Origin of the sequence: Bradyrhizobium sp. WSM1253 (genome assembly GCF_000244935.1) — a bacterium.
GTDB lineage: Bacteria > Pseudomonadota > Alphaproteobacteria > Rhizobiales > Xanthobacteraceae > Bradyrhizobium > Bradyrhizobium canariense.
This window is the reverse complement of sequence record NZ_JH600073.1, coordinates 4,918,625-4,945,037: the sequence shown is the minus strand read 5'-3', so window position 1 is coordinate 4,945,037 and position 26,413 is coordinate 4,918,625. Positions and strand designations below refer to the sequence as shown.

Annotated in this window: 22 protein-coding genes; 9 read left to right on the top strand and 13 right to left on the bottom strand. The window is 64.9% G+C overall.

Annotation, left to right across the window (positions count from 1 at the left end; genetic code table 11):
• Positions 1-48: 48 nt before the first annotated feature.
• The 6 genes from rlmH to BRA1253DRAFT_RS24855 all read left to right on the top strand — a co-directional run bounded on the left by rlmH (position 49) and on the right by BRA1253DRAFT_RS24855 (position 5,782).
• The gene (gene rlmH, locus BRA1253DRAFT_RS24880) at positions 49-531 is read left to right on the top strand and encodes a 23S rRNA (pseudouridine(1915)-N(3))-methyltransferase RlmH (protein ID WP_007598905.1); all 483 of its coding nucleotides are present in this window, start codon (positions 49-51) and stop codon (positions 529-531) included.
• Positions 532-564: 33 nt separating this feature from the next.
• A complete protein-coding gene (locus BRA1253DRAFT_RS24875; protein ID WP_007598903.1) occupies positions 565-1,911 on the top strand; it encodes a murein hydrolase activator EnvC in 1,347 nt (448 codons plus the stop codon).
• Positions 1,908-3,263, top strand: coding sequence for a S41 family peptidase (locus BRA1253DRAFT_RS24870; protein ID WP_007598902.1), 1,356 nt, complete (start codon positions 1,908-1,910; stop codon positions 3,261-3,263). The genes BRA1253DRAFT_RS24875 and BRA1253DRAFT_RS24870 overlap by 4 nt, the downstream gene beginning before the upstream one ends.
• Before the next feature lie 143 nt (positions 3,264-3,406).
• Positions 3,407-4,639, top strand: a complete 1,233-nt coding sequence (locus BRA1253DRAFT_RS24865) for a divergent polysaccharide deacetylase family protein (RefSeq protein ID WP_007598901.1) — start codon at positions 3,407-3,409, stop codon at positions 4,637-4,639.
• Between the two features lie 75 nt (positions 4,640-4,714).
• Positions 4,715-5,218: an RNA pyrophosphohydrolase gene (locus tag BRA1253DRAFT_RS24860; RefSeq protein ID WP_007598900.1), complete on the top strand. Its 504-nt coding sequence runs from the start codon at positions 4,715-4,717 to the stop codon at positions 5,216-5,218.
• A 63-nt stretch (positions 5,219-5,281) separates the two neighbouring features.
• Positions 5,282-5,782, top strand: coding sequence for an RNA pyrophosphohydrolase (locus tag BRA1253DRAFT_RS24855; protein ID WP_007598899.1), 501 nt, complete (start codon positions 5,282-5,284; stop codon positions 5,780-5,782).
• A 77-nt stretch (positions 5,783-5,859) separates the two neighbouring features.
• Here the strand turns inward: BRA1253DRAFT_RS24855 and BRA1253DRAFT_RS24850 are convergent, their stop codons facing one another.
• The 6 genes from BRA1253DRAFT_RS24850 to BRA1253DRAFT_RS24825 form a co-directional block, all read right to left on the bottom strand.
• Entirely contained in the window at positions 5,860-7,491 is a 1,632-nt protein-coding gene (locus tag BRA1253DRAFT_RS24850) for an adenylate/guanylate cyclase domain-containing protein (protein WP_007598898.1), read from the bottom strand.
• Between the two features lie 152 nt (positions 7,492-7,643).
• Positions 7,644-8,051 (bottom strand): F0F1 ATP synthase subunit epsilon, encoded by a 408-nt coding sequence (locus tag BRA1253DRAFT_RS24845; protein ID WP_007598897.1) that lies wholly within the window; start codon positions 8,049-8,051, stop codon positions 7,644-7,646.
• An 86-nt stretch (positions 8,052-8,137) separates the two neighbouring features.
• Entirely contained in the window at positions 8,138-9,580 is a 1,443-nt protein-coding gene (atpD, locus tag BRA1253DRAFT_RS24840; protein ID WP_007598896.1) for a F0F1 ATP synthase subunit beta, read from the bottom strand.
• 52 nt (positions 9,581-9,632) lie between these two features.
• The gene (locus BRA1253DRAFT_RS24835; RefSeq protein WP_007598895.1) at positions 9,633-10,508 is read right to left on the bottom strand and encodes a F0F1 ATP synthase subunit gamma; all 876 of its coding nucleotides are present in this window, start codon (positions 10,506-10,508) and stop codon (positions 9,633-9,635) included.
• 153 nt (positions 10,509-10,661) lie between these two features.
• The gene (gene atpA, locus BRA1253DRAFT_RS24830; RefSeq protein WP_007598893.1) at positions 10,662-12,191 is read right to left on the bottom strand and encodes a F0F1 ATP synthase subunit alpha; all 1,530 of its coding nucleotides are present in this window, start codon (positions 12,189-12,191) and stop codon (positions 10,662-10,664) included.
• Entirely contained in the window at positions 12,191-12,751 is a 561-nt protein-coding gene (locus BRA1253DRAFT_RS24825) for a F0F1 ATP synthase subunit delta (RefSeq protein ID WP_007598889.1), read from the bottom strand. Before BRA1253DRAFT_RS24825 ends, atpA begins: the two co-directional genes overlap by 1 nt.
• 646 nt (positions 12,752-13,397) lie before the next feature.
• On the opposite strand from BRA1253DRAFT_RS24825, the gene BRA1253DRAFT_RS24820 reads away from it, so the two are divergent.
• Positions 13,398-13,907, top strand: a complete 510-nt coding sequence (locus BRA1253DRAFT_RS24820) for a septal ring lytic transglycosylase RlpA family protein (protein ID WP_007598887.1) — start codon at positions 13,398-13,400, stop codon at positions 13,905-13,907.
• 158 nt (positions 13,908-14,065) lie between these two features.
• Here the strand turns inward: BRA1253DRAFT_RS24820 and BRA1253DRAFT_RS24815 are convergent, their stop codons facing one another.
• A complete protein-coding gene (locus tag BRA1253DRAFT_RS24815) occupies positions 14,066-16,276 on the bottom strand; it encodes a primosomal protein N' (protein ID WP_007598886.1) in 2,211 nt (736 codons plus the stop codon).
• Between the two features lie 111 nt (positions 16,277-16,387).
• On the opposite strand from BRA1253DRAFT_RS24815, the gene BRA1253DRAFT_RS24810 reads away from it, so the two are divergent.
• Both BRA1253DRAFT_RS24810 and BRA1253DRAFT_RS24805 read left to right on the top strand, forming a co-directional pair.
• The gene (locus BRA1253DRAFT_RS24810) at positions 16,388-17,353 is read left to right on the top strand and encodes a tyrosine recombinase XerC (protein ID WP_007598884.1); all 966 of its coding nucleotides are present in this window, start codon (positions 16,388-16,390) and stop codon (positions 17,351-17,353) included.
• A gap of 100 nt (positions 17,354-17,453) precedes the next feature.
• Entirely contained in the window at positions 17,454-18,044 is a 591-nt protein-coding gene (locus tag BRA1253DRAFT_RS24805) for a DUF4337 domain-containing protein (RefSeq protein ID WP_007598882.1), read from the top strand.
• A gap of 104 nt (positions 18,045-18,148) precedes the next feature.
• Here the strand turns inward: BRA1253DRAFT_RS24805 and BRA1253DRAFT_RS24800 are convergent, their stop codons facing one another.
• The 6 genes from BRA1253DRAFT_RS24800 to sucD all read right to left on the bottom strand — a co-directional run bounded on the left by BRA1253DRAFT_RS24800 (position 18,149) and on the right by sucD (position 26,399).
• Positions 18,149-18,679: a hypothetical protein gene (locus BRA1253DRAFT_RS24800; RefSeq protein WP_007598880.1), complete on the bottom strand. Its 531-nt coding sequence runs from the start codon at positions 18,677-18,679 to the stop codon at positions 18,149-18,151.
• A 33-nt stretch (positions 18,680-18,712) separates the two neighbouring features.
• Positions 18,713-20,110: a dihydrolipoyl dehydrogenase gene (gene lpdA / locus BRA1253DRAFT_RS24795; RefSeq protein ID WP_007598879.1), complete on the bottom strand. Its 1,398-nt coding sequence runs from the start codon at positions 20,108-20,110 to the stop codon at positions 18,713-18,715.
• A 56-nt stretch (positions 20,111-20,166) separates the two neighbouring features.
• Positions 20,167-20,928, bottom strand: coding sequence for an SDR family oxidoreductase (locus tag BRA1253DRAFT_RS24790; protein WP_088941101.1), 762 nt, complete (start codon positions 20,926-20,928; stop codon positions 20,167-20,169).
• Positions 20,929-20,980: 52 nt separating this feature from the next.
• A complete protein-coding gene (gene odhB / locus BRA1253DRAFT_RS24785; RefSeq protein ID WP_007598877.1) occupies positions 20,981-22,225 on the bottom strand; it encodes a 2-oxoglutarate dehydrogenase complex dihydrolipoyllysine-residue succinyltransferase in 1,245 nt (414 codons plus the stop codon).
• 182 nt (positions 22,226-22,407) lie between these two features.
• Positions 22,408-25,377: a 2-oxoglutarate dehydrogenase E1 component gene (locus BRA1253DRAFT_RS24780; RefSeq protein WP_007598875.1), complete on the bottom strand. Its 2,970-nt coding sequence runs from the start codon at positions 25,375-25,377 to the stop codon at positions 22,408-22,410.
• Positions 25,378-25,514: 137 nt separating this feature from the next.
• The gene (sucD, locus tag BRA1253DRAFT_RS24775; RefSeq protein WP_007598874.1) at positions 25,515-26,399 is read right to left on the bottom strand and encodes a succinate--CoA ligase subunit alpha; all 885 of its coding nucleotides are present in this window, start codon (positions 26,397-26,399) and stop codon (positions 25,515-25,517) included.
• Between the last annotated feature and the right edge of the window lie 14 nt (positions 26,400-26,413).

The following is a 26,413-nucleotide window of genomic DNA, read 5'->3' as shown; positions in this document are numbered from 1 at the left end:
GCGCGCGCATATCGCGCGCGGTCCAGAAAACGCGACCCTGAACATATTATGCGCATAGCCGTCATTGCGGTGGGCCGGCTGAAGCAGGGCCCCGAACGGGAGCTTGCCGACCGCTATTTCGAGCGGTTCGACGAGGCCGGCCGCAAGCTCGGATTCCGCGAGCTCGCCATCCACGAATTGCCCGAAAGCCGTGCGCGCGATACCGCGACGCGGATGGCCGAAGAGGCCGCGGCGATCTCGGCGCATATTCCCGAAAAATCGGTTCTGGTGGCGCTGGACGAGCGCGGCCAGAATCTGGATTCGACCGTATTCGCACGGCATCTCGGCCGCTGGCGCGACGAGGGTGCCGGTCACACTATCTTCATGATCGGAGGGGCGGACGGACTTTCGCCCGAATTGCGCCGTAAGGCCAAGCTCGCGATCGCGTTCGGCTCTGCGACCTGGCCGCATCAAATGGTCCGCGTCATGCTTCTGGAACAGCTTTATCGGGCCGCCACCATTCTGGCCGGCCACCCCTATCACCGCGCGTGATCCGCGCCACAACGAGCACCTTTGCCTAAAGCGATGCGAGCGCCTGTCCTCAACCTGCTGCTGATCGCCGGCATGACCGGCGCAAGTATTTTGGGCGCAAGCCTTGCGCAAGCTCAGACGCCTGCACCGCAGACTGCGGCCGTCGCGCCCGATGCGATCAAGCAGCGCGAGCAGGAGCTCGAAGCCGCGCGCGCCAGCAAGAAGAGCGCGGAGGAAGCGCAGGCCAAGCTCAAGGCCGAGATCACCTCGCTCGGCCAGGACCGCACCCAGCTCAATCAACAGTTGATCGACACCGCCGCCAATGTGCGCACCGTCGAGACCAAGATCGACGAAGCCGAAGCGCGGCTGCGATCGCTGAACGGCCGCGAGCAGGCGATGCGCAGCTCGCTCGATTCGCGCCGCGCCGACATCGTCGAGGTGCTGGCGGCCTTGCAGCGCGCCGGAAGGCGGACGCCGCCGGCGCTGTTGGTAAGGCCCGAGGATGCCCTGAAATCGCTGCGCACGGCGATGCTGCTCGGTGCCGTGGTGCCGGAATTGCGCGGGCGCGCCGAGAAGATCGCAAGCGAGCTCGGCGAGCTCGTGGCCTTGCGCAAGACCATCGCGACCGAGCGCGACCAGCTTGCCTCCGACCGCGACAAGGTCCGCAACGACCAGACCCGGCTCGCAGCTCTGGTCGACGAGCGGCAGCGCCAGCAGGCGTCGCGCGAAAAGGACCTCGACGCCGAGAATGCGCGCGCCGTCGCGCTCTCACGACAGGTCGGCGATCTCCAGGGGCTGATCGCCAAGATGGAGCAGGATCTGCAAAGTGCCGCCAAGGCGGCCGAGAAGGCGGCTGAGGCCGCCAAGCAGGCCGAGGCAAAGGCCGCTGCAAACGCGGCCGCCAGCGCCAAGACCGGCCCTGGCGCTTTCAAGGATCGTTCCCGGACCACCCCTGCGATGGCCTTCGCTGCGGCCAAGGGCCTGCTGCCTCTTCCGGTTAACGGTAACAAGATCAGGGATTTCGGCGGTTCGGACGGGCTCGGCGGGGTCCAGAAGGGCATTTCGCTGGCGACCCGGCCCGGCTCCCAGGTCACGACGCCGTGTGATGGCTGGGTAGTCTATGCCGGCCCCTTCCGCAGCTATGGACAACTCTTGATCCTCAATGCCGGGGGCGGGTATCATGTGCTGATCGCCGGGATGGAGCGCATTTCGGTCAACATCGGTCAGTTTGTGCTCACGGGGGAGCCTGTCGCGACCATGGGGTCGACTTCTCAAGTCGCCTCCATTCTCGCCACGAACGCGAGTCAACCTGTGCTCTATGTCGAGTTCCGCAAAGACGGCACTCCAATCGATCCAGGCCCATGGTGGGCCGCAAATGAAGGCGAGAAGGTTCGCGGATGATGCGCAAGACTTCAGTTATCCTCCTCAGCGCGGCCACCGGTGCGGCGCTGACGCTGTTCGTGACGCAACCGCGCGCAGTCTTCATGGGCTCCAGCGCGCGAGCCGCCACCGCGGACACCTATCGCCAGCTCAATTTGTTCGGCGACGTCTTCGAGCGCGTGCGCTCGGACTATGTCGAGAAGCCCGACGACACCAAGCTGATCGAATCCGCGATCAGCGGCATGCTCACCGGTCTCGATCCGCATTCGAGCTACATGGACGCCAAGAGCTTCCGCGACATGCAGGTGCAGACCCGCGGTGAGTTCGGCGGCCTCGGCATCGAAGTCACGATGGAAGACGGCCTGATCAAGGTGGTCTCGCCGATCGACGACACCCCGGCCTCGCGCGCCGGCGTCATGGCCAACGACATCATCACCAATCTCGACGACGAAGCGGTGCAGGGGCTGACCCTGAACCAGGCAGTCGAGAAGATGCGCGGCCCCGTCAACACCAAGATCAAGCTCAAGATCATCCGCAAGGGCCAGGACAATCCGATCGACGTCACGCTGGTGCGCGACAACATCCGCGTCCGTTCGGTGCGCGCCCGCATCGAGGCCGACGACATCGCCTATATCCGCATCACCACCTTCAACGAGCAGACCACCGAAGGCCTGAAGCGCGAGGTCGCCAACCTCTCGAATCAGATCGGCGACAAGCTGAAGGGCTACGTCATCGACCTCCGCAACAACCCGGGCGGGCTGCTCGAGGAAGCGGTCACCGTCTCCGACTCCTTCCTGGAGAAGGGCGAGATCGTCTCGACCCGCGGCCGTAATGCCGAGGAGACCCAGCGCCGTACCGCGCATACGGGCGACCTCACCAAGGGCAAGCCGGTCATTGTGCTGGTCAACGGCGGCTCGGCTTCGGCGTCGGAGATCGTCGCCGGCGCGCTGCAGGACCACAAGCGCGCGACCATCGTCGGCACGCGTTCGTTCGGCAAGGGCTCGGTGCAGACCATCATTCCGCTCGGCTCCGGCAACGGCGCGCTGCGTCTGACCACGGCGCGCTACTACACGCCGTCGGGCAAGTCGATCCAGGCCAAGGGCATCGTGCCCGACATCGAAGTGCTGCAGGACGTGCCGGACGAGCTGAAGTCGCGCACCGACACCAAGGGCGAAGCTTCGCTGCGCGGCCATCTCAAGAACGACGGCGACGAGAAGACCGGCTCGCAGTCCTACGTTCCGCCGGACGCCAAGGACGACAAGGCGCTCAAGCTCGCCGACGATTTGCTCCACGGCATCAAGAACAGCGCCTCCGCGGCGCCCACCCCGGGCGGCGACAAGGCCACGACCGACAAGCCCAAAGCGGCGAACTAAGTCGGCGCATCGCGATCTGACGAAAAGGGCGGCTCCCGGAGCCGCCCTTTTTGCTTGGAACTCCTGATATCCCCGGCCTATCCCGGCCTGCCGCCGCTTGACCTCGGCGTGGTATCGTCGTCTCGAGTGATTCGGGATCGCGCATGACTGAAACGGCCGATGATCTGAGCGCCCCGCTCGGACGGGACAAGCCGCGCCGGAAACGCCGGCTGCGGCTGCCGTTCACCGCCATGCAGCTGCTCGCAGTCCTGCTCGGCCTGTTCCTGGTCACCTTTGCCGGCTTCGCCATCTTCAACAAGGATCCGCTCGGCGGCGAGCCGATGACGCGGCTCGCGATCCGCGAGCCCAGTGCCGCAGACAAGACCGGCGACGACAAGCCGGCCGCCGCCAGCCACGGCCAGGACAGCAAGCAGGAAAGCAAGCAAGAGACCAGGGACGCACCGAAGCAGGCGGGCGAGCAGAAGACCGTCACCATGATCGACGGTTCCACCGGCACCCGCCACGACGTGGTGATCGGCGGCGATGCCGCCGGCAAAAGCGAGGCGGCCTCGGCCTCCGCACCGCCGCCCGTCATGGCCGGGATCGACCCAAAACTCCTTGAGAAATCGCGCTACGGCATGATCCCGGCGATGTCCGGGGATCTGAAGCCGTTCAACGTCTATGCGGCGGATGCCGATCGCTCCAAGGCCGCCAAGATGCCGGTGGTCGCGATCCTGATCGGCGGCCTCGGCGTCGGCGCCGCCAAGACCACCGATGCCATCATGCGGCTGCCACCGGCGGTGACGCTGGCCTTCACGCCTTATGGGTCCGATCCAGGAAAACTCGCCGAGCGCGCCCGCGCCCAGCGCCACGAGATCTTCCTCCAGATTCCGATGGAGCCCTACGACTTCCCAGACAACGATCCGGGACCGCAGACGCTGCTGACTTCGCTGAGCGCCGACCAGAACATGGACCGCCTGTACTGGCATCTGAGCCGGATGCAGGGCTATGCCGGCCTCACCAATTTCATGGGCGCCCGCTTCATCGCAACGGAGCCGGCGATGCAGCCGATCATTCGCGAGGCGGCCAGGCGCGGCCTCGGCTTCTTCGACGACGGCTCATCGCCCCGCAGCATCGCACCGCAGGCCGCCGGCAGCCTGGCGATGCCGTTCGGCAAGGGCGATATCGCGATCGACGCAGTGCCGACCCCGGCCGAGATCGACCGCGCCCTGACCAAGCTCGAAGCGGCGGCGCGCGAGCGCGGCGTGGCCGTAGGCACCGCCTCCGCCCTCCCGGTCTCGATCGAGCGCATTGGCGTCTGGACCAAGACATTGGGCGACCGAGGTATCCTTTTGGTGCCATTGACAACCGCGATGCTGAAATCAAAATCCAGCTAAATCAACGGATTGGTACGGCACAGGCCCGCGGGGCCTGCTTCAGCCTTACCGACGGCATGCGAGAGGTCTGGCGGAATGGCGCGTTACGAGGATCTGCCCTACCGGACCTGCGTCGGCGTGATGTTGCTCAACAAGGACGGACTGGTGTTCATCGGCCGCCGCGCCGGTGGCATCGAGCATGTCGACGACACCCATGTCTGGCAGATGCCGCAGGGCGGCGTCGATCCCGGCGAGGATAATTGGGAGGCCGCCAAGCGCGAGCTCTATGAGGAGACCAGCGTGCGCTCGGTCGAGCGGCTCGGCGAGGTTCCGGACTGGCTCACTTACGACATTCCGCGCACGGTTGCCGGGCGCGCCTGGAAGGGCCGCTACCGCGGCCAGCGCCAGAAATGGTTCGCGGTCCGCTTCACCGGCAAGGACAGCGAGATCAACGTCGAAAAGCCCGGCGGCGGCCACAAGGCCGAGTTCGTGAGCTGGCGCTGGGAACCGATGAAGAACCTGACCGGGCTGATCATCCCGTTCAAGCGTCCGGTCTACGAGCGGGTGGTGAAGGAATTTTCCGCGCTGGCGCGGGATTAGTTCAGGTCGCCATTCCAGCTTGATGCTAATGCATCGCCTGAAATGACGACGAGAGATCCACGCGTGACCCATGAAAAGCCTTACCGTCCCAATGTCGGAATCGCGCTGTTCAACGCCGATGGCCGCGTGCTGATCGGGCACCGCTTCAAGGGCGACGGACCCGAGATCATCCTGCCGGGCCTCGACTGGCAGATGCCGCAGGGCGGCGTCGACGAGGGCGAGGATTTGCGCGATGCCGCGCTGCGCGAGCTCTGGGAAGAGACCAGCGTCAAGAGCGCAACCTATCTCGGCGAGACCGACTGGCTGACTTACGAATTTCCGCCCTATGACGGGCCGCAGACGCATCGGCTGGCGAAATTCCGCGGTCAGCGCCAGAAATGGTTCGCGCTGCGCTTCACCGGCAAGGATGACGAGATCGATCCGCTGACGCCGCGCAACGGGCAGCCCGCCGAGTTCGACGCCTGGCGCTGGGAGCGGCTCGACCGCGTCCCCGATGTCGTGGTGCCGTTCCGCCGCCACGTCTACAGCGCAGTGGCGCAGCAGTTTGCGCCCTTCGCCAACTAAAAACGCGAAAACAACCCCATGCACAGTAGAACGGGGTTGAAATCATTAGAGAACTTTCGCCGGAAATTTGCGCGAGCCTAATTGATCGGTCCCACCGTGAACGGGCCGATCGCGATGACGTGGCAGTCGCTGTCGCGCTTGGCGCAGTCGGCGAGCGCGGAATTGACGGCGGTCTGCTCGTCCGCGGCCTTGAGGCCGAGGCCCGGCCGGCCCGCGGTGCCGACCGCGACGGCGTTCCAGCCCATGCCGTCGGCGAGCTTGCGCACGACCTCGTCGCGCGCATCTGCGACGATCGAGGCGTTGGACGCCGCGTGGAAGAAGCCGGTGATCCTCAGCAGGGTCGGGATCGGCACGACGAAATTCTCGTCGACCGCAACGACCAGGCAAGCGACGCCGGCGATCGCGCCGCACGATTCCAGCGAACGCCGCGCGGCATCGTCGGCGGATGATGCGCCCATCACCATGAAATATTGACCGCCCGGGCCGAGCGCGACCGCGCGGGATTTTGCAGCGGGCACGAACATGTTCTCGAGGCGGACTTTCGCGGGATCGCGCACCATCGGAAAGTCTTTGGAGGCAAAGGCGCGCTCGGTCATGGCATCATGCCGGACGAATGGCTGCGGCGGCATCGGCGGCTTGCCGTGCGTGTAGACAATGTTGTTGCCGACCGCATAGAGCTCGCAGCGCCGCGGCGACTGCGCGGCATCGGCGCGCTTCTGACACTGATCGAGTGCGGCGTTGCGCGCGGCTTCCTCGTTCGGCTGATTCAACGACGCGCCGGTGAACCCGCCGACATTGAGCGCGAACGCCTTGTAGTTGCCGGCAGCGGAATAGTCGCCAGCCAGGTAGTTGCGGATGCGCTCGTTGATGAAGGGGACGCTGTCGGCGGGAAACTTGCCGGCCATCGGTGAAGCCGATGGTGCCGGCATGGGCATCGGCGCTTTCGCTGCCATGGTGGCTGACGGGCTTGGCGCTGCTGCCGCAGCCGCGCTGGGCATCGGACTTGATGCAGAGCTTGGCGCAATCGCTGCAACCGCCGGCGCCCTGGTGGTCTCGAGCTTGGTGAAATAGAGGAAGCCACCGACGCCGATGGCGACGACGGAGACGACACCGACCACCAGCGGCCACATCCAGTTCGGCGCGGCCGCAGCCTTCGCCACCTTCTTGATTTGCGGCGTCGCGTAGCTGCCGTCCCCGCGCCGCATTGCCACCATGTAGGCGTGCACCGGCGTCGGGATGTTCTTGACCTCCTGCGCGCCGATATCGGCGAACTGCACCGACAGCTTGTTGGCGACCTGCTCGTGCACGGCGCGGGAGACGCAGATGCCGCCGACCTCGGCGAGGCCCTCGAGCCGGGCGGCGATATTGACGCCGTCACCGAGCAGATCGCCGTCGCGCTCGACCACGTCGCCGATGGTGATGCCGATGCGGAACGACATCAGCCGGCTTTGCGGATAGGCCATGTTGCGGGTTCGCAGGGATTCCTGAATGTCGATCGCGCAGCGCACCGCATCGACTGCGCTTGGAAATTCCGCGAGCACGGCGTCACCCGCAGTGTTGAAGATGCGTCCGCCCGCCTTGGCAATGAAATCGTCGACAACCTCGCGATAGGAGGCGAGACGCCGCAGCGTCTCCTCTTCGTCTTCCGCGACCAGTCGTGAATAGCCGGCAATATCGGCTGCGAAAATCGCTGCGATCTTGCGTTTCATTTTGCGGCCGGCCCCCGGAACAAAGTTCGCGAGTGCAGAATGGCGCGATCGGCGGCGCGGTGCAACAAAGTTTCAGCGCCCGCCACTTCCGTGACGAGCGCTGAACTTATTCAGGAATTTTCAGTTCGGGCCCCGGCGCGATGCACCGGGGCTTAGTGCATAGCCGTGCTGCTGAGCTGCTGCTGGATGCTCTTGAAGTGGTCGAGCCGCGCGATGGCTTGATCGAGCTCGTTGCCTTCGTGCTCCTTCAATCCCTCTTCCATCTCCGAGATAGTCGCGGCGAACTGGGCGCGATCGAGCTCGGCCAGCGAGGTCGCGACGTCGGCGAGTACCGTCAGGCCCTTGTCGGAAACTTCGGCGATACCGCCGAGCACGATGATCTTCTCGTGCTTGCCGCCGGTGGTCACGGTGAGAATGCCGGGCCGGATCGCGGCCACGACAGGAGCGTGTCCCGCCAGCACGCCGAAATCACCTTCGACGCCGGGGATATCGACCTGGTCGACCTCGCCCGAGAAGGCGAGCTTTTCCGGCGAGACGAGATCGAAGTGGAAGGTGGCCATTGGAAACCTGCGAATGGTGAGTAGCGAATTGCGAATGGAGCGGGAGCAGCGCGACTATTCGCTACTCCCTGCTCGCCCTTCGCAGCTTAGGCCGCCTCGGCCGCCAGCTTCTTGCCCTTCTCGATCGCCTCTTCGATGGTGCCGACCATGTAGAAGGCGGCTTCCGGCAGGTGATCGTACTTGCCTTCGCAGAGGCCGCGGAAGCCCTTGATGGTGTCCGCGAGGTCGACGAACTTGCCGGGCGAGCCGGTGAAGATTTCGGCGACGTGGAACGGCTGCGACAGGAAGCGCTCGATCTTGCGGGCGCGGGCCACCGTCAGCTTGTCCTCTTCCGAAAGCTCGTCCATGCCGAGAATGGCGATGATGTCCTGCAGCGACTTGTAGCGCTGCAGCACCTGCTGGACCTGACGCGCGGTGTCGTAGTGCTCCTGGCCGACGACGAGCGGCGAGAGCATGCGCGAGGTCGAGTCGAGCGGATCCACCGCCGGATAGATGCCCTTTTCCGAGATCGCGCGGTTCAACACCGTGGTGGCGTCCAAATGCGCGAACGAGGTCGCGGGCGCCGGGTCGGTCAAGTCGTCGGCCGGAACGTAAATGGCCTGCACCGAAGTGATCGAACCCTTCTGCGTGGTGGTGATGCGCTCCTGCAGCGCGCCCATGTCGGTGGCAAGCGTCGGCTGGTAACCCACGGCGCTCGGGATACGACCGAGCAGCGCCGACACTTCAGAACCGGCCTGGGTGAAGCGGAAGATGTTGTCGACGAAGAACAGCACGTCCTGGCCCTGGTCGCGGAAGTGCTCGGCGACGGTCAGACCGGTGAGGCCGACTCGGGCGCGGGCGCCGGGCGGCTCGTTCATCTGGCCGAACACCAGCGCGCACTTCGACTTGACGCTCGGATCCGGATTGTGCGGATCGGCGTTGACCTTGGACTCGATGAACTCGTGATAGAGGTCGTTGCCCTCGCGGGTACGCTCACCGACGCCGGCGAACACGGAGTAACCACCGTGGGCCTTCGCGACGTTGTTGATCAGCTCCTGAATCAGCACGGTCTTGCCGACGCCGGCGCCGCCGAACAGGCCGATCTTGCCGCCCTTGGCGTAGGGCGCGAGCAAGTCGACGACCTTGATGCCTGTGACGAGAATTTCAGCTTCGGTCGACTGGTCGGTGTAGCTCGGCGCTTCCTGGTGGATGGCGCGCATGCCTTCGGACTGGATCGGGCCGGCTTCGTCGATCGGCTCGCCGATCACGTTCATGATGCGGCCGAGCGTGCCCGCGCCGACGGGAACCGAGATCGGCTGACCGGTGTCGGTCACTTCCTGGCCGCGGACCAGACCTTCGGTCACGTCCATCGCGATCGTGCGCACGGTGGACTCACCGAGATGCTGCGCAACTTCCAGCACGAGGCGGATGTTGCCGTTCCTGGTTTCCAACGAATTCAGAATGGCCGGCAGATGGCCTTCGAACTGAACGTCGACGACGGCGCCCATGACCTGGGTGACACGACCGACCTGGGTAGCTGCTGTAGCCATGAAGCTCTCCTTCGAAATTCTTTACTTGAACGACCGTCGTTTGGTTCGTGCGTCAGACCGCCTCGGCGCCGGAGATGATCTCGATCAGCTCCTTGGTGATCTGGGCTTGACGGGTTCGGTTGTAGATCTGGGTTTGCTTGCGGATCATTTCGCCCGCGTTGCGGGTGGCGTTGTCCATCGAGCTCATCTGCGCGCCGTAGAACGAGGCGTTGTTTTCCAGCAGCGCGCGGAAAATCTGCACCGCGATATTCCGCGGCAACAGGCCGGAGAGGAGTTCGTCTTCCTCCGGCTCGTAGTCGTAGGACGTCGACGGCGCGTTCGCCGCCTTTTCTTCCACGGTCAACGGAATGATCTGCTGCGCGGTCGGGACCTGGGCGATCACCGACTTGAACTGCGCGTAGAACAGCGTGCAGACGTCGAATTCGCCGTTGTCGAAGCGGGCCAAGACCTTCTTGGCGATGTCCTCGGCGTTGAGGAAGCCGAGCTGACGAACGCCGCGCAGGTCGAGGTGCTCGATGATCTGCTTGTCGTACAGGCGGCGGAGCTGCTCGTAGCCCTTGCGACCGACGCAGAAGAATTTGACTTCCTTGCCCTGCGCGATCAGCGCCTGGGCGCGCTCGCGCGCGAGACGCACGATCGAGGAGTTGAAGGCGCCGGACAGACCACGCTCGCCGGTGCAGACCAGCAGCAGGTGAACCTGATCCTTGCCGGTGCCGCCCAGCAGCACCGGAGCGCCGGGCGAACCGGCGGCAGCGCTGGCGATGTTGGAGATCACCGCGCTCATCTTGTCGGCATATGGCCGCGCCGCCTCGGCCGCCTGCTGGGCGCGGCGCAACCGGGACGCCGCGACCATCTGCATGGCCTTGGTGATCTTCTGCGTCGCCTTGGTGGAGGCGATGCGGACGCGCATGTCTTTAAGTGACGCCATTCTTCGTTCACCCCGGCGGTTCGACCCCTTGGATCAAGCCGCTAGCCTATCCCAGTCGTCATGCCCGGGCGTGTCCCGGGCATCCACGTCTTCGTTTCCATGCAGTGAGGCACGGAAGGCCGGGACACGAAGCCCGGCCTTGCGACCGTTCTCTTATGCGAAGCTCTTGGCGAAACCTTCGACCACCGACTTCAGCTTGGCGGCACTGTCGTCGGAGAGATCGCGGCTATCGCGGATCGCGTTGAGGATATCGACGTTCTTGCCGCGCAGCAGCGACAACAGACCGTCCTCGAACGCGCGCACCTTGTTGACCGGAAGCGGATCGAGATAGCCGTTGGTGCCGGCCCAGATCACGCAGACCTGCTCTTCCATCTTCAGCGGCGCGAACTGCGGCTGCTTCAGGAGCTCGGTGAGACGCGAGCCGCGGTTGAGCAGGCGCTGGGTCGAGGCGTCGAGGTCGGAGCCGAACTGCGCGAACGCCGCCATTTCGCGGTACTGCGCCAGCTCGCCCTTGATCTTGCCGGCGACCTTCTTGGTGGCCTTGGTCTGCGCCGAGGAGCCGACGCGCGACACCGACAGACCGACGTTCACCGCGGGGCGGATGCCCTGGAAGAACAGGTCGGTTTCCAGGAAGATCTGGCCGTCGGTGATCGAGATGACGTTGGTCGGAATGTAGGCCGACACGTCGTTGGCCTGGGTTTCGATGACCGGCAGCGCCGTCAGCGAGCCCGAGCCCTGGTCCTTGTTCAGCTTCGCCGCGCGCTCGAGCAGGCGGGAATGCAGATAGAACACGTCGCCCGGATAGGCTTCGCGGCCCGGCGGGCGGCGCAGCAGGAGCGACATCTGGCGGTAGGCGACGGCCTGCTTGGACAAATCGTCATAGATGATGACGGCGTGCATGCCGTTGTCGCGGAAGTACTCGCCCATGGTGCAGCCGGTGAACGGCGCGATGTACTGCATCGGTGCCGGATCCGACGCGGTAGCGGCCACGATGATCGAATATTCGAGCGCGCCCTGCTCTTCCAGCACCTTCACGAACTGGGCAACGGTCGAGCGCTTCTGGCCGATCGCGACGTAGACGCAATACAGCTTGATGTTCTCGTCCGGCTGCGCGTTGAGCGGCTTCTGGTTGAGGATGGTGTCGAGCGCGATCGCGGTCTTGCCGGTCTGACGGTCGCCGATGATCAGCTCGCGCTGGCCGCGGCCGATCGGGATCAGGGCGTCGATCGCCTTGAGGCCGGTCGCCATCGGCTCGTTCACCGATTTGCGCGGAATGATGCCGGGTGCCTTGACGTCGACGCGCATGCGCTTGTCGGCCTGGATCGGGCCCTTGCCGTCGATCGGATTGCCGAGCGCGTCGACGACGCGGCCGAGCAGGCCCTTGCCGACCGGCGCGTCCACGATGGCGCGGGTGCGCTTGACGGTCTGGCCTTCCTTGATCTCGCGGTCGGCGCCGAAAATGACGATACCGACGTTGTCGGTCTCGAGGTTCAGCGCCATGCCGCGGGTGCCGTTCTCGAACTCGACCATTTCACCGGCCTGGACGTTATCCAGACCGTAAACGCGGGCGATACCGTCGCCGACGGACAGCACCTGTCCGACTTCGGAGACTTCAGCTTCCTGGCCGAAATTCTTGATCTGGTCCTTGAGGATCGCGGAAATTTCCGCGGCGCGGATGTCCATCAGCCTGCCTCTTTCATCGCGTGCTTGATCGAATTGAGTTTGGTGCGAAGCGAGCTATCGATCATCCGGCTGCCAAGCTTGACCACGAGGCCACCGATGATCGAGGGATCGATCTTCACGTTGAGCGCGACGTCCTTGCCGGTCACCGACTTCAGGGCAACCTTGAGGGCGTCGAGATTCTTGTCCGAGAGCGCCTCCGCCACGGTGACGTCGGCCGTCGCCTCGCCCTTGAACCTGGCGACCAGGGCGCGATAGGCGCGGATGACGTCAGCCACCGCGAACAGGCGGCGGTTGGCGGTCAGCACTTTCAGGAAATTGGCGGAGATGCCGGCGATGCCCGCCTTGTCCAAAACGGCCGAGAGGGCCCTGGACTGGGCATCGGCCGCGAACACAGGGCTGCGGACGAGGCGCTTCAGATCGGCGCTTTCGTTCAGCATGCCCTCGAATTTTTCGAGATCGGCTTTGACCTCGTCGACCACTTTCTGGTCGCGGGCCAGTTCAAACAAGGCCGTTGCATAACGGCCCGACACACCGGAAACGGACGTATCTTCTGCAGCCACAGACGTGCTCTTTTTGCTGTCAAACTCGCAAGGGAAAAACCGTCGCCACAAAGCGGCGCCTAGCGATCCAAGCCCTTGGAATTCAAGCGGGACTTCGATTTTCGACCCCGCACGGAAGTGCCGGGCTCGTTAAAATCGCGGCTTTGCTAACATAGCAGGCGCGCACGTGCAACATGACGCCAAATTAAAGGCATGACGTTCTGTCGCCAGTTCGTCGCACTCCACGACGACGCGACGACGACCTGCCATGCCGCGGAATTGCCACAGCCCCTAAGCCCACCCCCGAGCCGATGCCGGCCATTGGTTCCTGCCCTCAGCGCATAGCGGCCATGAACACGGATCGCTGAGGCGTGATTCCGGCGCATCCAGCTTCACTCGCCGAATACTTTCCGAATTCTAAATGCGGAAAGCGATGACTTCGTTTTACAGTATTCGCGAGTAATTTAGAGGTTAACGAATCGTTAAATTCCAATATTACGGAATGTCGGCTGAATATCTCCGCCGGTAACAAGATATTACACGGCGACACAGAACGGATTTACTGCCCAATTCACGCCTCATTAGGAATCGAAACGCGGTCCCGCTCGCAAACTTACGGGGGCTCCACTTGCCACATATGTGGCAATACTAGCTTAGGGACCAATATATGCTTTGTTTGAAGACGCTGGGCTCAGTGACCCGGCCGCGTACGGCGATCGCTTTTGTTGCCGCAACTCTTCTCATCGGGGGAACTGCCACCGAAGCTTCCGCCAAATCCCGGCATCACCATCGGTATTCCCACCATCATCACCGCCACCAGGCCCAGAACGATGCCAACACGTCCTCCGATTGGCGTAACGCTAATGCGTCGATGACGCCGTCGCAGGGCACCGGACGTGCCTTCTCCGGCATGGCTTCCTTTTACGGGAACGAGTCCGGCAGCAGGACTGCCTCGGGCCAGCGCTTCAACCAGAACGCCATGACCGCGGCGCACCGTTCGCTGCCGTTCGGCACCAAGCTGCGGGTCACCCATGGCGGCTCCAGCGTCATCGTCACCATCAACGACCGTGGCCCGTTCGTTCGCGGCCGTGTCCTCGACCTCTCCACGGGCGCTGCCCGCGCTATCGGCCTCACCGGCGCCGGCGTCGGCCGCGTCACCGCGGAAGTCGTCTCCTAAAGCGCGCGACGCGTGAAACAAGCCCGCCGTCTTGGGGGACGGCGGGCTTCGTCATTCCGGGGCGCGCGCAGCGCGAGCCCGGAATCCATCGAACAGCAGGGTCGGTGGATGAATGGATTCCGGGTTCGCGAGTTCGTCGCGCCCCGGAATGACAGCGGCTACAAAAAGCTCTGCGGATCGACGTCGACCTCGAGCTTTTGATTGCCCTTCGGCTTCGGGCATACGGCAAGCCAGTTGCGCAGATAATCCGACAGGTCGAAGCCGCGCGCCGATTTCACCAGGATGCGGAAGCGGTAGCGGCCCTTGATGACGGCGAGCGGGGCTTCCGCTGGGCCCAGCACCACCACCCGCTCGTCGCGCGGCGCGAGCGCAACGAGGTGGCGGCCGAAGCCTTCGGCGCTCGGCCGGTCGCCGGCGGAAATGATCAGGCTCGCGAGCCGCCCGAACGGCGGATACAGCGTGCGTTCGCGCAAATCGATCTCGCTGTCGTAGAACGCTTCACGGTCGCAGGCGATCAGCGCCTTCATCACGGGATGGTCGGGCTGGTGGGTCTGGAGATAGCCGACGCCGCGGCCCTGCTCGCGCCCGGCGCGGCCGATCACCTGGTTGAGCAATTGCCAGGTGCGCTCGGAGGCGCGCGGATCGCCATTGGACAGGCCGAGATCCGCATCGACCACGCCGACAAGATTGAGCCGCGGGAAATTGTGGCCCTTGGCGACGAGCTGGGTGCCGATGATGACGTCGACGCGGCCCTCCGCGATGTCATTCAGCTCGGAGCGCATCGTCTCGATCGAGGTGATGAGATCGCTCGACAGCACCATGGTGCGCGCCTCCGGGAACAGCGCGGCCGCCTCTTCCTGCAAGCGCTCGACGCCGGGCCCGACCGCGACCAGCGATTCCTCCGCCGCGCAATGCGGGCAGGTTTGCGGACGCGGCATCGAGAAGCCGCAATGGTGACAGACGAGGCGCTGGCGGAAGCGGTGATCGACCAACCAGGCATCGCAGATGGTGCAGGCAAAGCGATGGCCGCAGGCGCGGCACAGCGTCAACGGCGCATAGCCGCGGCGATTGAGGAACAATAGCGCCTGCTCGCGCCGCTCGATCGCGGTCCTGATCTCGGACGCCAGCCGCGGCGAGATGAAGCGGCCGCGCGCCGGCGGCTCGCGGCGCATGTCGATGGCCTCGATATGCGGCATGTGCTGGCCGCCGAAGCGTGACGGCAGCGCGATGCGCTGATAGCGGTTCTTGCGCGCATTGACCTCGGACTCGACCGACGGCGTCGCCGATGCCAGCACGATCGGAACCTTCGCGATATGCGCGCGCACCACCGCCATGTCGCGGGCGTGATAATGCACGCCCTCGTCCTGCTTGTAGGCCTGGTCGTGCTCTTCATCGACCACGATGAGGCCGAGATTGGCGTAGGGCAGAAACAGCGCCGAGCGCGCGCCGACCACGACCGGCGCGCTGCCCTCGGAGATCGCCGCCCAATTGCGTGCGCGGGTGCGCGGCGTCAGCTCGGAATGCCATTCCAAGGGACGCACGCCAAAACGCTGCGCGAAGCGATCGAGGAACTGGCCGGTGAGCGCGATCTCCGGCATCAGGATCAGCGACTGTTTTCCGCGGCGGATCGCCTCGGCCACGGCTTCGAAGTAAACCTCGGTCTTGCCCGAGCCGGTGACACCGTCGAGCAGCGCGACGTGAAAGCTGCCGTTGGCCGCGAGCGCGCGCATCGCATCAACTCCGGCGCGCTGGAGCGGCGAAAAATCCGGCCGGCTGAAATCCGGATCGGGCGGCGGCGGCGGTGGAGGCGGCGGCATCGGCTCGACCGTGAGCGTGCCTTCGTCGACGAGGCCGTCGATCACGCCGGCCGAAACGCCGGCCTCCTTGGCCGCCTCGGACTTGCCGTGCAGCAGCCGGTCCGACAGCACCTCGATCAGGCGCTGCCGCGCCGGCGTCAGTCGCCGCGGGAGATCGCCGGTCAGGCGCACGCCGGCGCGCACCCGCTCGGGGCCGAGGTTCTCGCCCATCCGCAGGCACATGCGCAGCACCATGCCGCGCGGGCTCAGCGTGTAATTGGCGATCCAGTCCACGACTGCACGCAGCTCGGGCTTCAGCGGCGGGATGTCGAGCTTTTCGCTGACCTCCTTGAGGCGGTTGTGCAGGCGCGGATCCGGATTGGCGTTTTCGGCCCAAACCACGGCGAGCACCTCGCGCGGGCCGAGCGGCACGCCAATAATGTCGCCCGCCTTCAGCTCCATCCCACGCGGCACCTTGTACGAATAGGTCTGGTCGAGCGCGACCGGCACCAGCACGTCGACCATGCGGGTCGCGTTGGCGGAGACGGCGTTGCTGCGCGACGTGTGGTCCATGGAGGGGAATCGGAACCCGGGGGCTTCAAGGCTAGCGCCCTGAGGCGGCCTTAGCGAACGATAAACGAGTGTGATGCGATATACTGAGTGGAATCACCACGTCCAGAGCGCATGAGCAAAGCGGCCGCCCCACAGATCGAGCTCGCCAGCGCCGATCCTGACATCGCGCAGGAGATGACGCGCTGGCTGTCGCATCTCGGCGCGGAGCGACGGCTGTCGCCGAAGACGCTGGAAGCCTATGCCCGCGATCTGCGGCAGTGCCTGAATTTCCTCTGCGGCCATTGGGGCGAGCGTGTGACGCTGAAGCGTTTCGCCGCACTGGAGGCCACCGATATCAGGGCCTTCATGGCGATGCGCCGCGCCGACGATATTGCCGGGCGCTCGCTGATGCGCGCACTGGCGGGCCTGCGTTCGTTCGGCCGCTTCCTCGAGCGCGAAGGCAAGGGCAAGGTCGGCGCGCTCTCGGCGATCCGCGCGCCGAAAGTCGCAAGGAGCCTGCCAAAGCCGTTGCCGATGGCGTCGGCCAAACGTCTTGCGGACGCCGACGAGCGCGCCGGCGAGGATCGCGAGACCTGGATTTTGGCGCGCGATGCCGCGGTGATGGCACTCCTCTACGGCTCGGGCCTGCGCATCTCCGAAGCGCTGGGGCTGACGCGCCGCGAGGTGCCGCGTCCCGGTGAAGGCGACGTGCTGATCGTGACAGGCAAAGGCAACAAGACCCGCATGGTGCCGGTGCTCCAGAACGTGCTCGAACTGGTGCAGGAGTATGTCGCGATGTGCCCGTATCCGCTGCCGGCCGAAGGCCCGATCTTCGTCGGCGCACGCGGCGGGCCGTTGAGCCCGCGCATCATCCAGCTCGCGATGGAGCGGCTGCGCGGCGCGCTCGGCCTGCCCGACAGCGCCACGCCGCACGCGCTCCGGCATTCCTTCGCCACGCATCTGTTGTCACGCGGCGGCGATTTGCGCGCGATCCAGGAATTGCTCGGCCATGCCTCGCTCTCGACCACGCAGATCTATACCGGCATCGATGCCGAGCGGCTGCTGGAAGTCTATGCCAGCGCGCATCCGCGGCGCTGATGCTGACATGAAGCTGTCATAGCAAGCCTCGCGGCGCGCATGCCTCTTGCGCGGCGCCCGCGGTTCGGTCAATCGTGGGGAACCGAGCCAGGAGGAATTTATGAGCGCACATGAAAGCATGGAGCATGCCGAGCACGCCGAACACGCGTCCGGCTCGAACAAGAAGATCGCGCTCCTGATCGCGGTCCTGGCGCTGTTCCTGGCGATCTCCGAGACGCTCGGCAAGGGCGCCCAGACCGAATCGATCAGCAAGAACGTCGAGGCCTCCAACCTCTGGGCCTTCTTCCAGGCCAAGAGCATCCGCCGCACCGTGGTGCAGACCATGGCCGACCAGGGCAAGCTCATCCTCGGCGCGGCGAGCGACGAGGCCAACAAGGTGGCCGTGCAGAAGCAGATCGAGGACTGGCAGAAGACCGCGCAGCGCTACCGCTCCGAGCCCGAGACCGGCGAAGGCACCGAGCAGCTGGCCGAAAAGGCCAAGCACGCCGAGCATGAACGCGACGAGGCGACTGCGAAATATCATCACTTCGAGCTGGCGTCCGCCGCCTTCCAGATCGGCATCGTCCTGGCCTCGGCGACGATCATCACCGGCATGCTACCGCTCGCCTGGATCGCGGGCCTGCTGTCGCTTGCCGGACTTGGAATGACCGTGCTCGGCGCATGGTCGCCGCATCTGCTGCATCTGCATTGAGGCTCGTAACCCGCATGAGCGCAGCGACATGCGGGGAGCCACAATAAGGAATCCCGGATATCGCTTTGCTCATCCGGGCTACGCGACGCTCATTGCGTCGGCGCTCAACGCGCTTCGTGCACGCTCTTGCGAAAACGCTGGATCAGGCGGAGCGTGCGGGAGGACCAGCCTTCGCCGTTGCCGGCGATCAGCTCCTTGATGCGCCGCTTGACCGGATCGACCAGCTCGGCGGCCTTGGCACGCAGCTTCAGCACCAGATCGTACAGCCGCTCGAACCAGTGCATCTCCATCAGCTTGTCGCGCGTCACATCGAACACGAAGGCGGTGACGCCGACCCCGAGCAGCTTTGCGAACACGATGGTGAAGACCGCGCTGGTCCAGTATTCGTGCGTGAGCAGCCACAGGCCGACCAGCTTGAGCGGAAACAGCGGGACGATCGGTACAGCGAACACGATCAGCGTCATCGCCGGCGACAGCGCATCGACGCGGTCCGACATCCATTGCTTGAAGCGGGCGAGCGGGACGATTGCGACAACCCGCGCGACGATCGGTTCGAGATGGTCCCACAGCCAGGCTTCGATCAGGAAGATGATCGCAAGCAGGACCCAGACCGGTTGAAGCAGGCGGCGTAGCATGTGTTTCCCGCCCGATTCGGCGCTGGGCGCCACCTACATATGGATGGCCCGCTTGCCGACTGCAAGCGCGGCTTCCTTGATGGCCTCGGAGCGGGTCGGGTGCGCGTGGCAGGTGCGCGCGAGATCCTCCGCGCTGCCGCCAAACTCCATGAGAACGGCCGCCTCATGGATCATTTCCCCGGCCTCAATGCCGATAATGTGCACGCCGAGCACGCGATCGGTCTTCGCATCTGCGAGAATCTTCACAAAGCCGTCGGTGGTCTGGTTGACCTTGGAGCGGCCGTTGGCGGTAAAGGGAAACTTTCCGACCGTATATGCCACGCCCGCCTGCTTCAGCTCCTCCTCGGTCTTGCCGACGGAGGATACTTCCGGCGTGGTATACACGACGCCTGGGATAACATCGTAGTTCACGTGGCCGGCCTGCCCCGCGATGATCTCGGCAACCGCGACGCCTTCATCCTCGGCCTTGTGCGCGAGCATCGGGCCCGCGACGACGTCGCCGATGGCATAGACGCCCTTCACGCTGGTGGCGAAGTGCGGATCGATCTGCACGCGGCCGCGATTGTCGAGCGCAACGCCGGCTTCCTTCAAGCCCAGCCCATCCGTGTACGGCACACGGCCGATACAGACGAGAACGACATCGGCTTCCAGCGTCTCGGCAGCGCCGCCGGCGGCGGGCTCGACCGTCGCCTTCAGCGCCTTGCCGGAGGTGTCCACGCCCGTGACCTTGGCACCCAGCTTGAACGCAAAGCCCTGCTTCTCCAGGATGCGCTGGAATTGCTTGGCGATCTCCCCGTCCATGCCGGGCAGGATGCGGTCGAGGAATTCGACGACGACGACTTCGGCGCCGAGACGCTTCCACACTGAGCCGAGCTCGAGGCCGATCACGCCGGCGCCGACGATCAAGAGCTTGCCGGGGACCTTGTCCAGCGACAGCGCGCCGGTCGACGACACGATGCGCGTCTCGTCGATCTCGATGCCCTTCAGACGCGCGATGTCCGAGCCGGTGGCGATCACGATGCTCTTGGTCTCGACCACCTGCGACTTGCCGTCGGCGGAGATCTCGACCTTGCCGGTGCCGAGAATCTTGCCGGCGCCCTTGAGCACGTCGATCTTGTTCTTCTTCATCAGGAACTCGACCCCCTTGACGTTGCCGTCGATGCCCTGCTGCTTGAAGTTCATCATCGCAGGCAAATCGAGCTTCGGCGCGGAAACGCTGACGCCCATCTTGGCGAAGGAATGCCCGGCCTCCTCGAACATTTCGGAGGCGTGCAACAGCGCCTTCGACGGCATGCAGCCGACATTGAGGCAGGTGCCGCCGAGCGTCGCGTTCTTTTCCACCACGGCGACTTTCATGCCGAGCTGCGCTGCACGCACCGCGCAGACATAACCGCCCGGTCCGGTGCCGATGACGACGAGATCGTATGCCATGAGAGAAAGTCCCGTAAGTTTAGCGTTGAGGGATGTGTCAGCGTCCGCGCGGCGCGTCAGCGTCCGCCGGACACATCGAGAATGGCTGAGGTGACGTAGGAGGCCTCGTCCGACATCAGCCAGACGATGGCATTGGCGACTTCATCGGCAGTACCGACGCGCTTCATAGGCACCATATGGGCCAGACGATGGGCGCGGTCGGGCTCACCGCCGGCAGCGTGGATTTCGGTGTCGATCAGGCCGGGCCGGATGCCCGCGACACGAATGCCCTCGCCGGCAACCTCATGGCCGAGGCCGACGGTGAAGGAATCGATCGCGCCCTTGGACGCGGCATAGTCGACATAGGTGTTCGGCGCGCCGAGCTTGGCAGCAACCGACGACAGATTGACGATGACGCCGCCCTGGCCGCCGTGCCTGGTCGACATCCGCTTCACCGCTTCGCGCGCGCAGAGGATGGAGCCGGTGACGTTGACCGCCATCACGCGCTGGATGCGCTCGGCCGACATCTCGTCGACGCGCACGCCGCTGGTCCCGACAATGCCGCCATTGTTGACGAGCGCGCCGAGCGTGCCGAACGCGTCCGCGGCCTTGAACAGCGCCAGGATATCGCTTTCCTCGGCGACGTCGCATTTCACCGCGATGGCCTTGCCGTTGCTGGCCGCGATCTCGGCGACCACCTCGTCGGCGGCGGTCTTGTTGCTGGCATAGCCGACCACGACGCGAAAGCCGCGCGCGGCCGCCGCAATCGCGGTCGCCCGCCCGATGCCGCGGCTGCCGCCGGTGATGACAACGACTTTATCCGTCACGCGCGTCTCCATGGTTCGACACGCGCCGTCGCGTAAGGCGACGGCGCTCGCAGAGCATCAGCGATCAGAGATCGAGCACCAGGCGCGCCGGATCTTCCAGGCTCTCCTTGACGCGAACAAGGAAGGTCACGGCTTCCTTGCCGTCGATGACGCGGTGATCGTAGGACAGCGCCAGATACATCATCGGGCGGACCTCGATCTTGCCGCCGACGACCATCGGCCGCTCCTGGATCTTGTGCATGCCGAGAATGCCGGACTGCGGCGCGTTCAGGATCGGGGTCGACATCAGCGAGCCGTAGATGCCGCCGTTCGTGATGGTGAAGGTGCCGCCCTGCATCTCGTCGATCTTGAGCTGGCCGTCGCGGGCACGGCGGCCGAAATCGGCGATGCCCTTCTCGATCTCCGCGATCGACTTGTTGTCGCAGTCGCGCACCACGGGCACGACGAGGCCCTTGTCGGTGCCGACGGCGACGCCGATGTGGTAGTAGTTCTTGTAGATCAGGTCGGTGCCGTCGATCTCGGCGTTGACGGCCGGGATGTCCTTCAGCCCCTGCACGACGGCCTTGGTGAAGAAGCCCATGAAGCCGAGCTTCGAGCCGTGCTTCTTCTCGAACGCATCCTTGTAGTGCGCACGCAGCGCCATGACGTTGGTCATGTCGACCTCGTTGAAGGTCGTGAGCATGGCGGCGGTGTTCTGCACGTCCTTGAGGCGGCGCGCGATGGTCTGGCGCAGCCGGGTCATCTTGACGCGCTCTTCGCGGGCTGCGTCGTCGGCCGGCGAGGGTGCGCGAACCTGGACCGCTGCGGCCGGCTGGTTGACCGGGGTCGGCGCCGAGGCCGCACGCTCGATCGCGGCGAGCATGTCGCCCTTGGTGACACGGCCGTCCTTGCCGGAGCCGGGAACGGTCGAGGCGTCGATGCCGGTCTCGGCCGAGAGCTTTCGCACGGAGGGCGCGAGCGGCGAGTCGGCCGGCGGTGCTTTCGACGCGGCCGGGGCGGCGGATGGAGCCGCCGCGGCGGGAGCAGGCGCGGGCGCGGCAGCCGGCTTGGCGGGCGTCTTTGCGACGCCGGCCGTGCCCTCGGTGATCTGTCCGAGCAGCGCACCGACCGCAACGGTCGTGCCATCTGCGGCGATGATCTCGCTCAGCGTGCCCGCGGACGGCGCCGGGACTTCGATGGTGACCTTGTCGGTCTCGAGCTCCACCAAGGGCTCGTCGACGGCGACGGGATCGCCGGCCTTCTTGAACCAGCGGCCGATGGTGGCCTCGGTGACGGATTCGCCGAGGGTCGGCACACGAATTTCAGTCATGGTCTTTTCCTTAAGGAGATCGCCAATGCGGTCGGGAATTTTCAGGTGTCATCGGCCTGCGAAAAGCAGGCCATCCAGCAAGCCGAAACGTTCGCATTCACGACGGACGCCACGGTTTGCCGGATGCCCCGCTCCAGTGCGCCATTGCACACAAGGCGGGGCATAACGCAGCTCGAAAAAGTTCAGCTCAATGCTTCGTCCAGGAACGCCTTCAGCTGCGCCTGATGCTTCGACATCAGACCTGTGGCGGTCGCGGCGGAGGCGGCGCGGCCGACGTAACGCGGACGCCGGCTCGCACCGTTCACCTGGTTCAGCACCCATTCCAGATAGGGCTCGATGAAGTGCCAGGCACCCATGTTGCGGGGCTCTTCCTGGCACCACACGACTTCGGCCTTCTTGAAGCGCGACAGCTCGGCCACCAGCGCCTTCAGCGGCACCGGATAGAGCTGCTCGACGCGCATCAGGTAGATGTCGTCCATGCCACGCTTCTCGCGCTCCTCGTAGAGGTCGTAATAGACCTTGCCCGAGCAGAGCACGATGCGGCGGATCTTCTCGTCGGGCACGAGCTTGACCGCTTCGCCCGGCAGCATCTGGGCGTCGTCATACAGGATGCGGTGGAAGGTCGTTCCCTTCGCGAGCTCCTCGAGGCGCGACACCGCCCGCTTGTGACGCAGCAGCGACTTCGGCGTCATCACGATCAGTGGCTTGCGGATCTCGCGATGGAGCTGCCTACGCAGCACGTGGAAGTAGTTCGCCGGCGTGGTCGGATAGACCACCTGCATGTTGTCTTCCGCGCACATCTGGAGATAACGCTCCAGACGCGCCGAGGAATGCTCCGGTCCCTGGCCCTCATAGCCGTGCGGCAGGAGGCAGACGAGGCCGGACATGCGCAGCCATTTGCGCTCACCCGAGGAGATGAACTGGTCGAACACGACCTGCGCGCCGTTGGCGAAGTCGCCGAACTGCGCTTCCCACAGAGTCAACGTGTTCGGCTCGGCGAGCGAGTAGCCGTATTCGAAGCCGAGCACGGCTTCTTCCGACAGCAGCGAGTTGATGACCTCGTAATGGCCCTGCTCGTGACCGAGATGGTTGAACGGCGTGTAGCGGCTCTCGTCTTCCTGGTCGATCAGGACCGAGTGGCGCTGCGAGAAGGTGCCGCGCTCCGAATCCTGCCCTGACAGGCGGACATGATGGTTCTCGTTGAGCAGCGTGCAGAACGCCAGTGCCTCGCCGGTCGCCCAGTCGATGCCCGTGCCGCCGTCGATCGCCTTGGCGCGGTTTTCGAGGAAGCGCTGGATGGTGCGGTGGACGCGGAAACCATCCGGCACCTTGGTAATCTTGCGACCGATGTCCTTCAGGGCGGTGATGTCGACGCCGGTGACGCCACGCCGCGCATCTTCTTCCTGATCCGCGATCTTGAAGCCGGCCCATTTGCCGTCGAGCCAGTCGGCCTTGTTGGGCTTGTAGCCGGAGCCGGCTTCGAGCTCGGCATCGAGCCGCGCGCGCCAGTCGGCCTTGGCCTTCTCGACCTCGCCCTCCGTCAGCACGCCTTCGCTGATGAGACGGCGGGCGTAGAGCTCGAGCGTCGACGGATGGGCCGCGATCTTCTTGTACATCACCGGCTGGGTGAAAGCCGGCTCGTCGCCCTCGTTATGGCCATGCCTGCGGTAGCAGAACATGTCGATGACGACGGGCTTGTGGAATTTCTGCCGGAACTCGGTCGCGACCTTGGCCGCGAACACGACGGCTTCCGGATCGTCGCCGTTGACGTGGAAGATCGGCGCGTCGATCATCTTCGCCACGTCCGACGGATACGGCGACGAACGGGAATAACGCGGATAGGTGGTGAAGCCGATCTGGTTGTTGACGATGAAGTGCACGGAGCCGCCGGTGCGGTAGCCCTTCAGGTCCGACAGGCCGAAACATTCCGCGACCACGCCCTGGCCGGCGAACGCGGCATCGCCATGCATCAGCAGCGGCATCACTGAGATGCGCATATCCGGCGGATCGCCGTGCTGGTCCTGCTTGGCGCGGACCTTTCCGAGCACCACGGGATCGACGATCTCGAGATGCGAGGGGTTGGCGGTCAGCGACAGATGGATGCGGTTGCCGTCGAACTCGCGATCCGAGGACGCGCCGAGGTGATATTTGACGTCGCCCGAGCCTTCGACCGCATCAGGATTGGCAGAACCGCCCTTGAACTCGTGGAACAGCGCGCGATGCGGCTTGCCCATCACCTGGGTCAGCACGTTGAGGCGGCCGCGATGCGGCATGCCCAGCACGACCTCCTTCACGCCGAGATTGCCGCCGCGCTTGATGATCTGCTCGAGCGCGGGAATCAGCGATTCAGCACCGTCCAGGCCGAAGCGCTTGGTGCCGGTGAACTTGGTGTCGCAGAATTTCTCGAAGCCTTCGGCTTCGACCAGCTTCATCAGGATGGCGCGGCGGCCTTCGCGGGTGAAGGAAATTTCCTTGTCCGGCCCCTCGATCCGCTCCTGAATCCACGCCTTCTGCGCCGCGTTGGTGATGTGCATGAACTCAACGCCGAGCGTCTGGCAATAGGTGCGCTCGCAGATCGCTGTGATTTCGCGCAAGCTGGCGTATTCGAGACCGAGCACATGGTCGAGGAAGATCTTGCGGTCGAAATCGGCTTCGCTGAAGCCGTAGGTCCGCGGATCGAGCTCTTCGCGATTGCGCTGGGCTTCGATGCCGAGCGGATCGAGCTTGGCGTGGAAGTGGCCGCGCATGCGGTAGGACCGGATCAGCATCAGGGCCCGGACCGAGTCGCGGGTGGCCTGGAGCAAATCGGCGGAGGAGAGGCCGCCGCCCTTGTCGCCACCCTTGGCCTGCGCCTTGGCGGCGATCTTGGCGCCGACCGTCTTCTCGACTTCGGCCCAATTGCCGTCGAGCGCGGAGGTCAGATCGTCCTGCGGGGTCAGCGGCCAGTTGGCGCGCTCCCAGGACGGGCCTTGGGCGTTCTTGCTGATGTCGCCCGGCTGGTCGTTGAGGCTCTTGAAGAAGTCCTGCCACTCGGCATCCACCGAGGACGGGTCCTTCTCGTAGCGGGCGTAGATTTCGTCGATGTAGGTGGCGTTGGTGCCCTGCAAAAAGGAGGAGAGGGCAAAGGCTGCGTTCGCGTCTTGGCGAGACATACTTGAGTTCCTGGCGATTTCGGTTCGCGCATAACAAACGGCGCTGGCGCTGGGCTCCCCGGCAGAGGACCAGCGCGACAGGCACCATTTACCCTATTTGCTACGAAACTTCGCCCGGAAAATTACGAAGGTGTGAATCAGGCTTTCAATTTTTCGGCAAGCGTGTGCCCGAGCCGAGCGGGAGACGGGGACACTGTAATTCCAGCCGATTTCATCGCGTCGGTCTTGGAACCGGCGTCCCCCTTGCCGCCGGAAATGATCGCGCCGGCGTGGCCCATGCGGCGGCCGGGAGGGGCTGTGACACCGGCGATGAAACCGACCATCGGCTTCTGGCGGCCGCGCTTGGCCTCGTCCTTGAGGAACTGGGCGGCGTCTTCCTCGGCGGAACCGCCGATCTCGCCGATCATGATGATCGACTCGGTCTTGGGGTCGCCGAGCAGCATTTCCAGCACGTCGATGAACTCGGTTCCCTTGACCGGATCGCCGCCGATGCCGACCGCGGTGGTCTGGCCGAGGCCTTCCTGGGTGGTCTGGAACACGGCTTCGTAGGTCAGGGTCCCCGAGCGGGAGACGATGCCGACGCTGCCGGTCTTGAAGATGTTGGCCGGCATGATGCCGATCTTGCACTCGCCGGCGGTCATGACGCCCGGGCAGTTCGGCCCGATCAGGCGCGACTTGGAGCCCGCCAGCGAACGCTTCACCCTGACCATGTCGATGACCGGGATACCTTCCGTGATGCAGACGATCAGCGGGATCTCGGCATCGATGGCCTCGCAAATCGCATCGGCCGCGCCCGGAGGCGGCACGTAGATCACGGACGCATCGGCGCCGGTCTTCTCACGCGCCTCGCGCACGGTGTCGAACACCGGCAGGCCCAGATGCGTCGCGCCGCCTTTGCCGGGCGAGGTGCCGCCGACCATCTTGGTGCCATAGGCAATCGCGGCCTCCGAATGGAAGGTGCCGTTCTTGCCGGTAAAGCCCTGGCAGATGACCTTGGTGTTCTTGTCGATCAGGATGGACATGAGGTCTGCTTTCG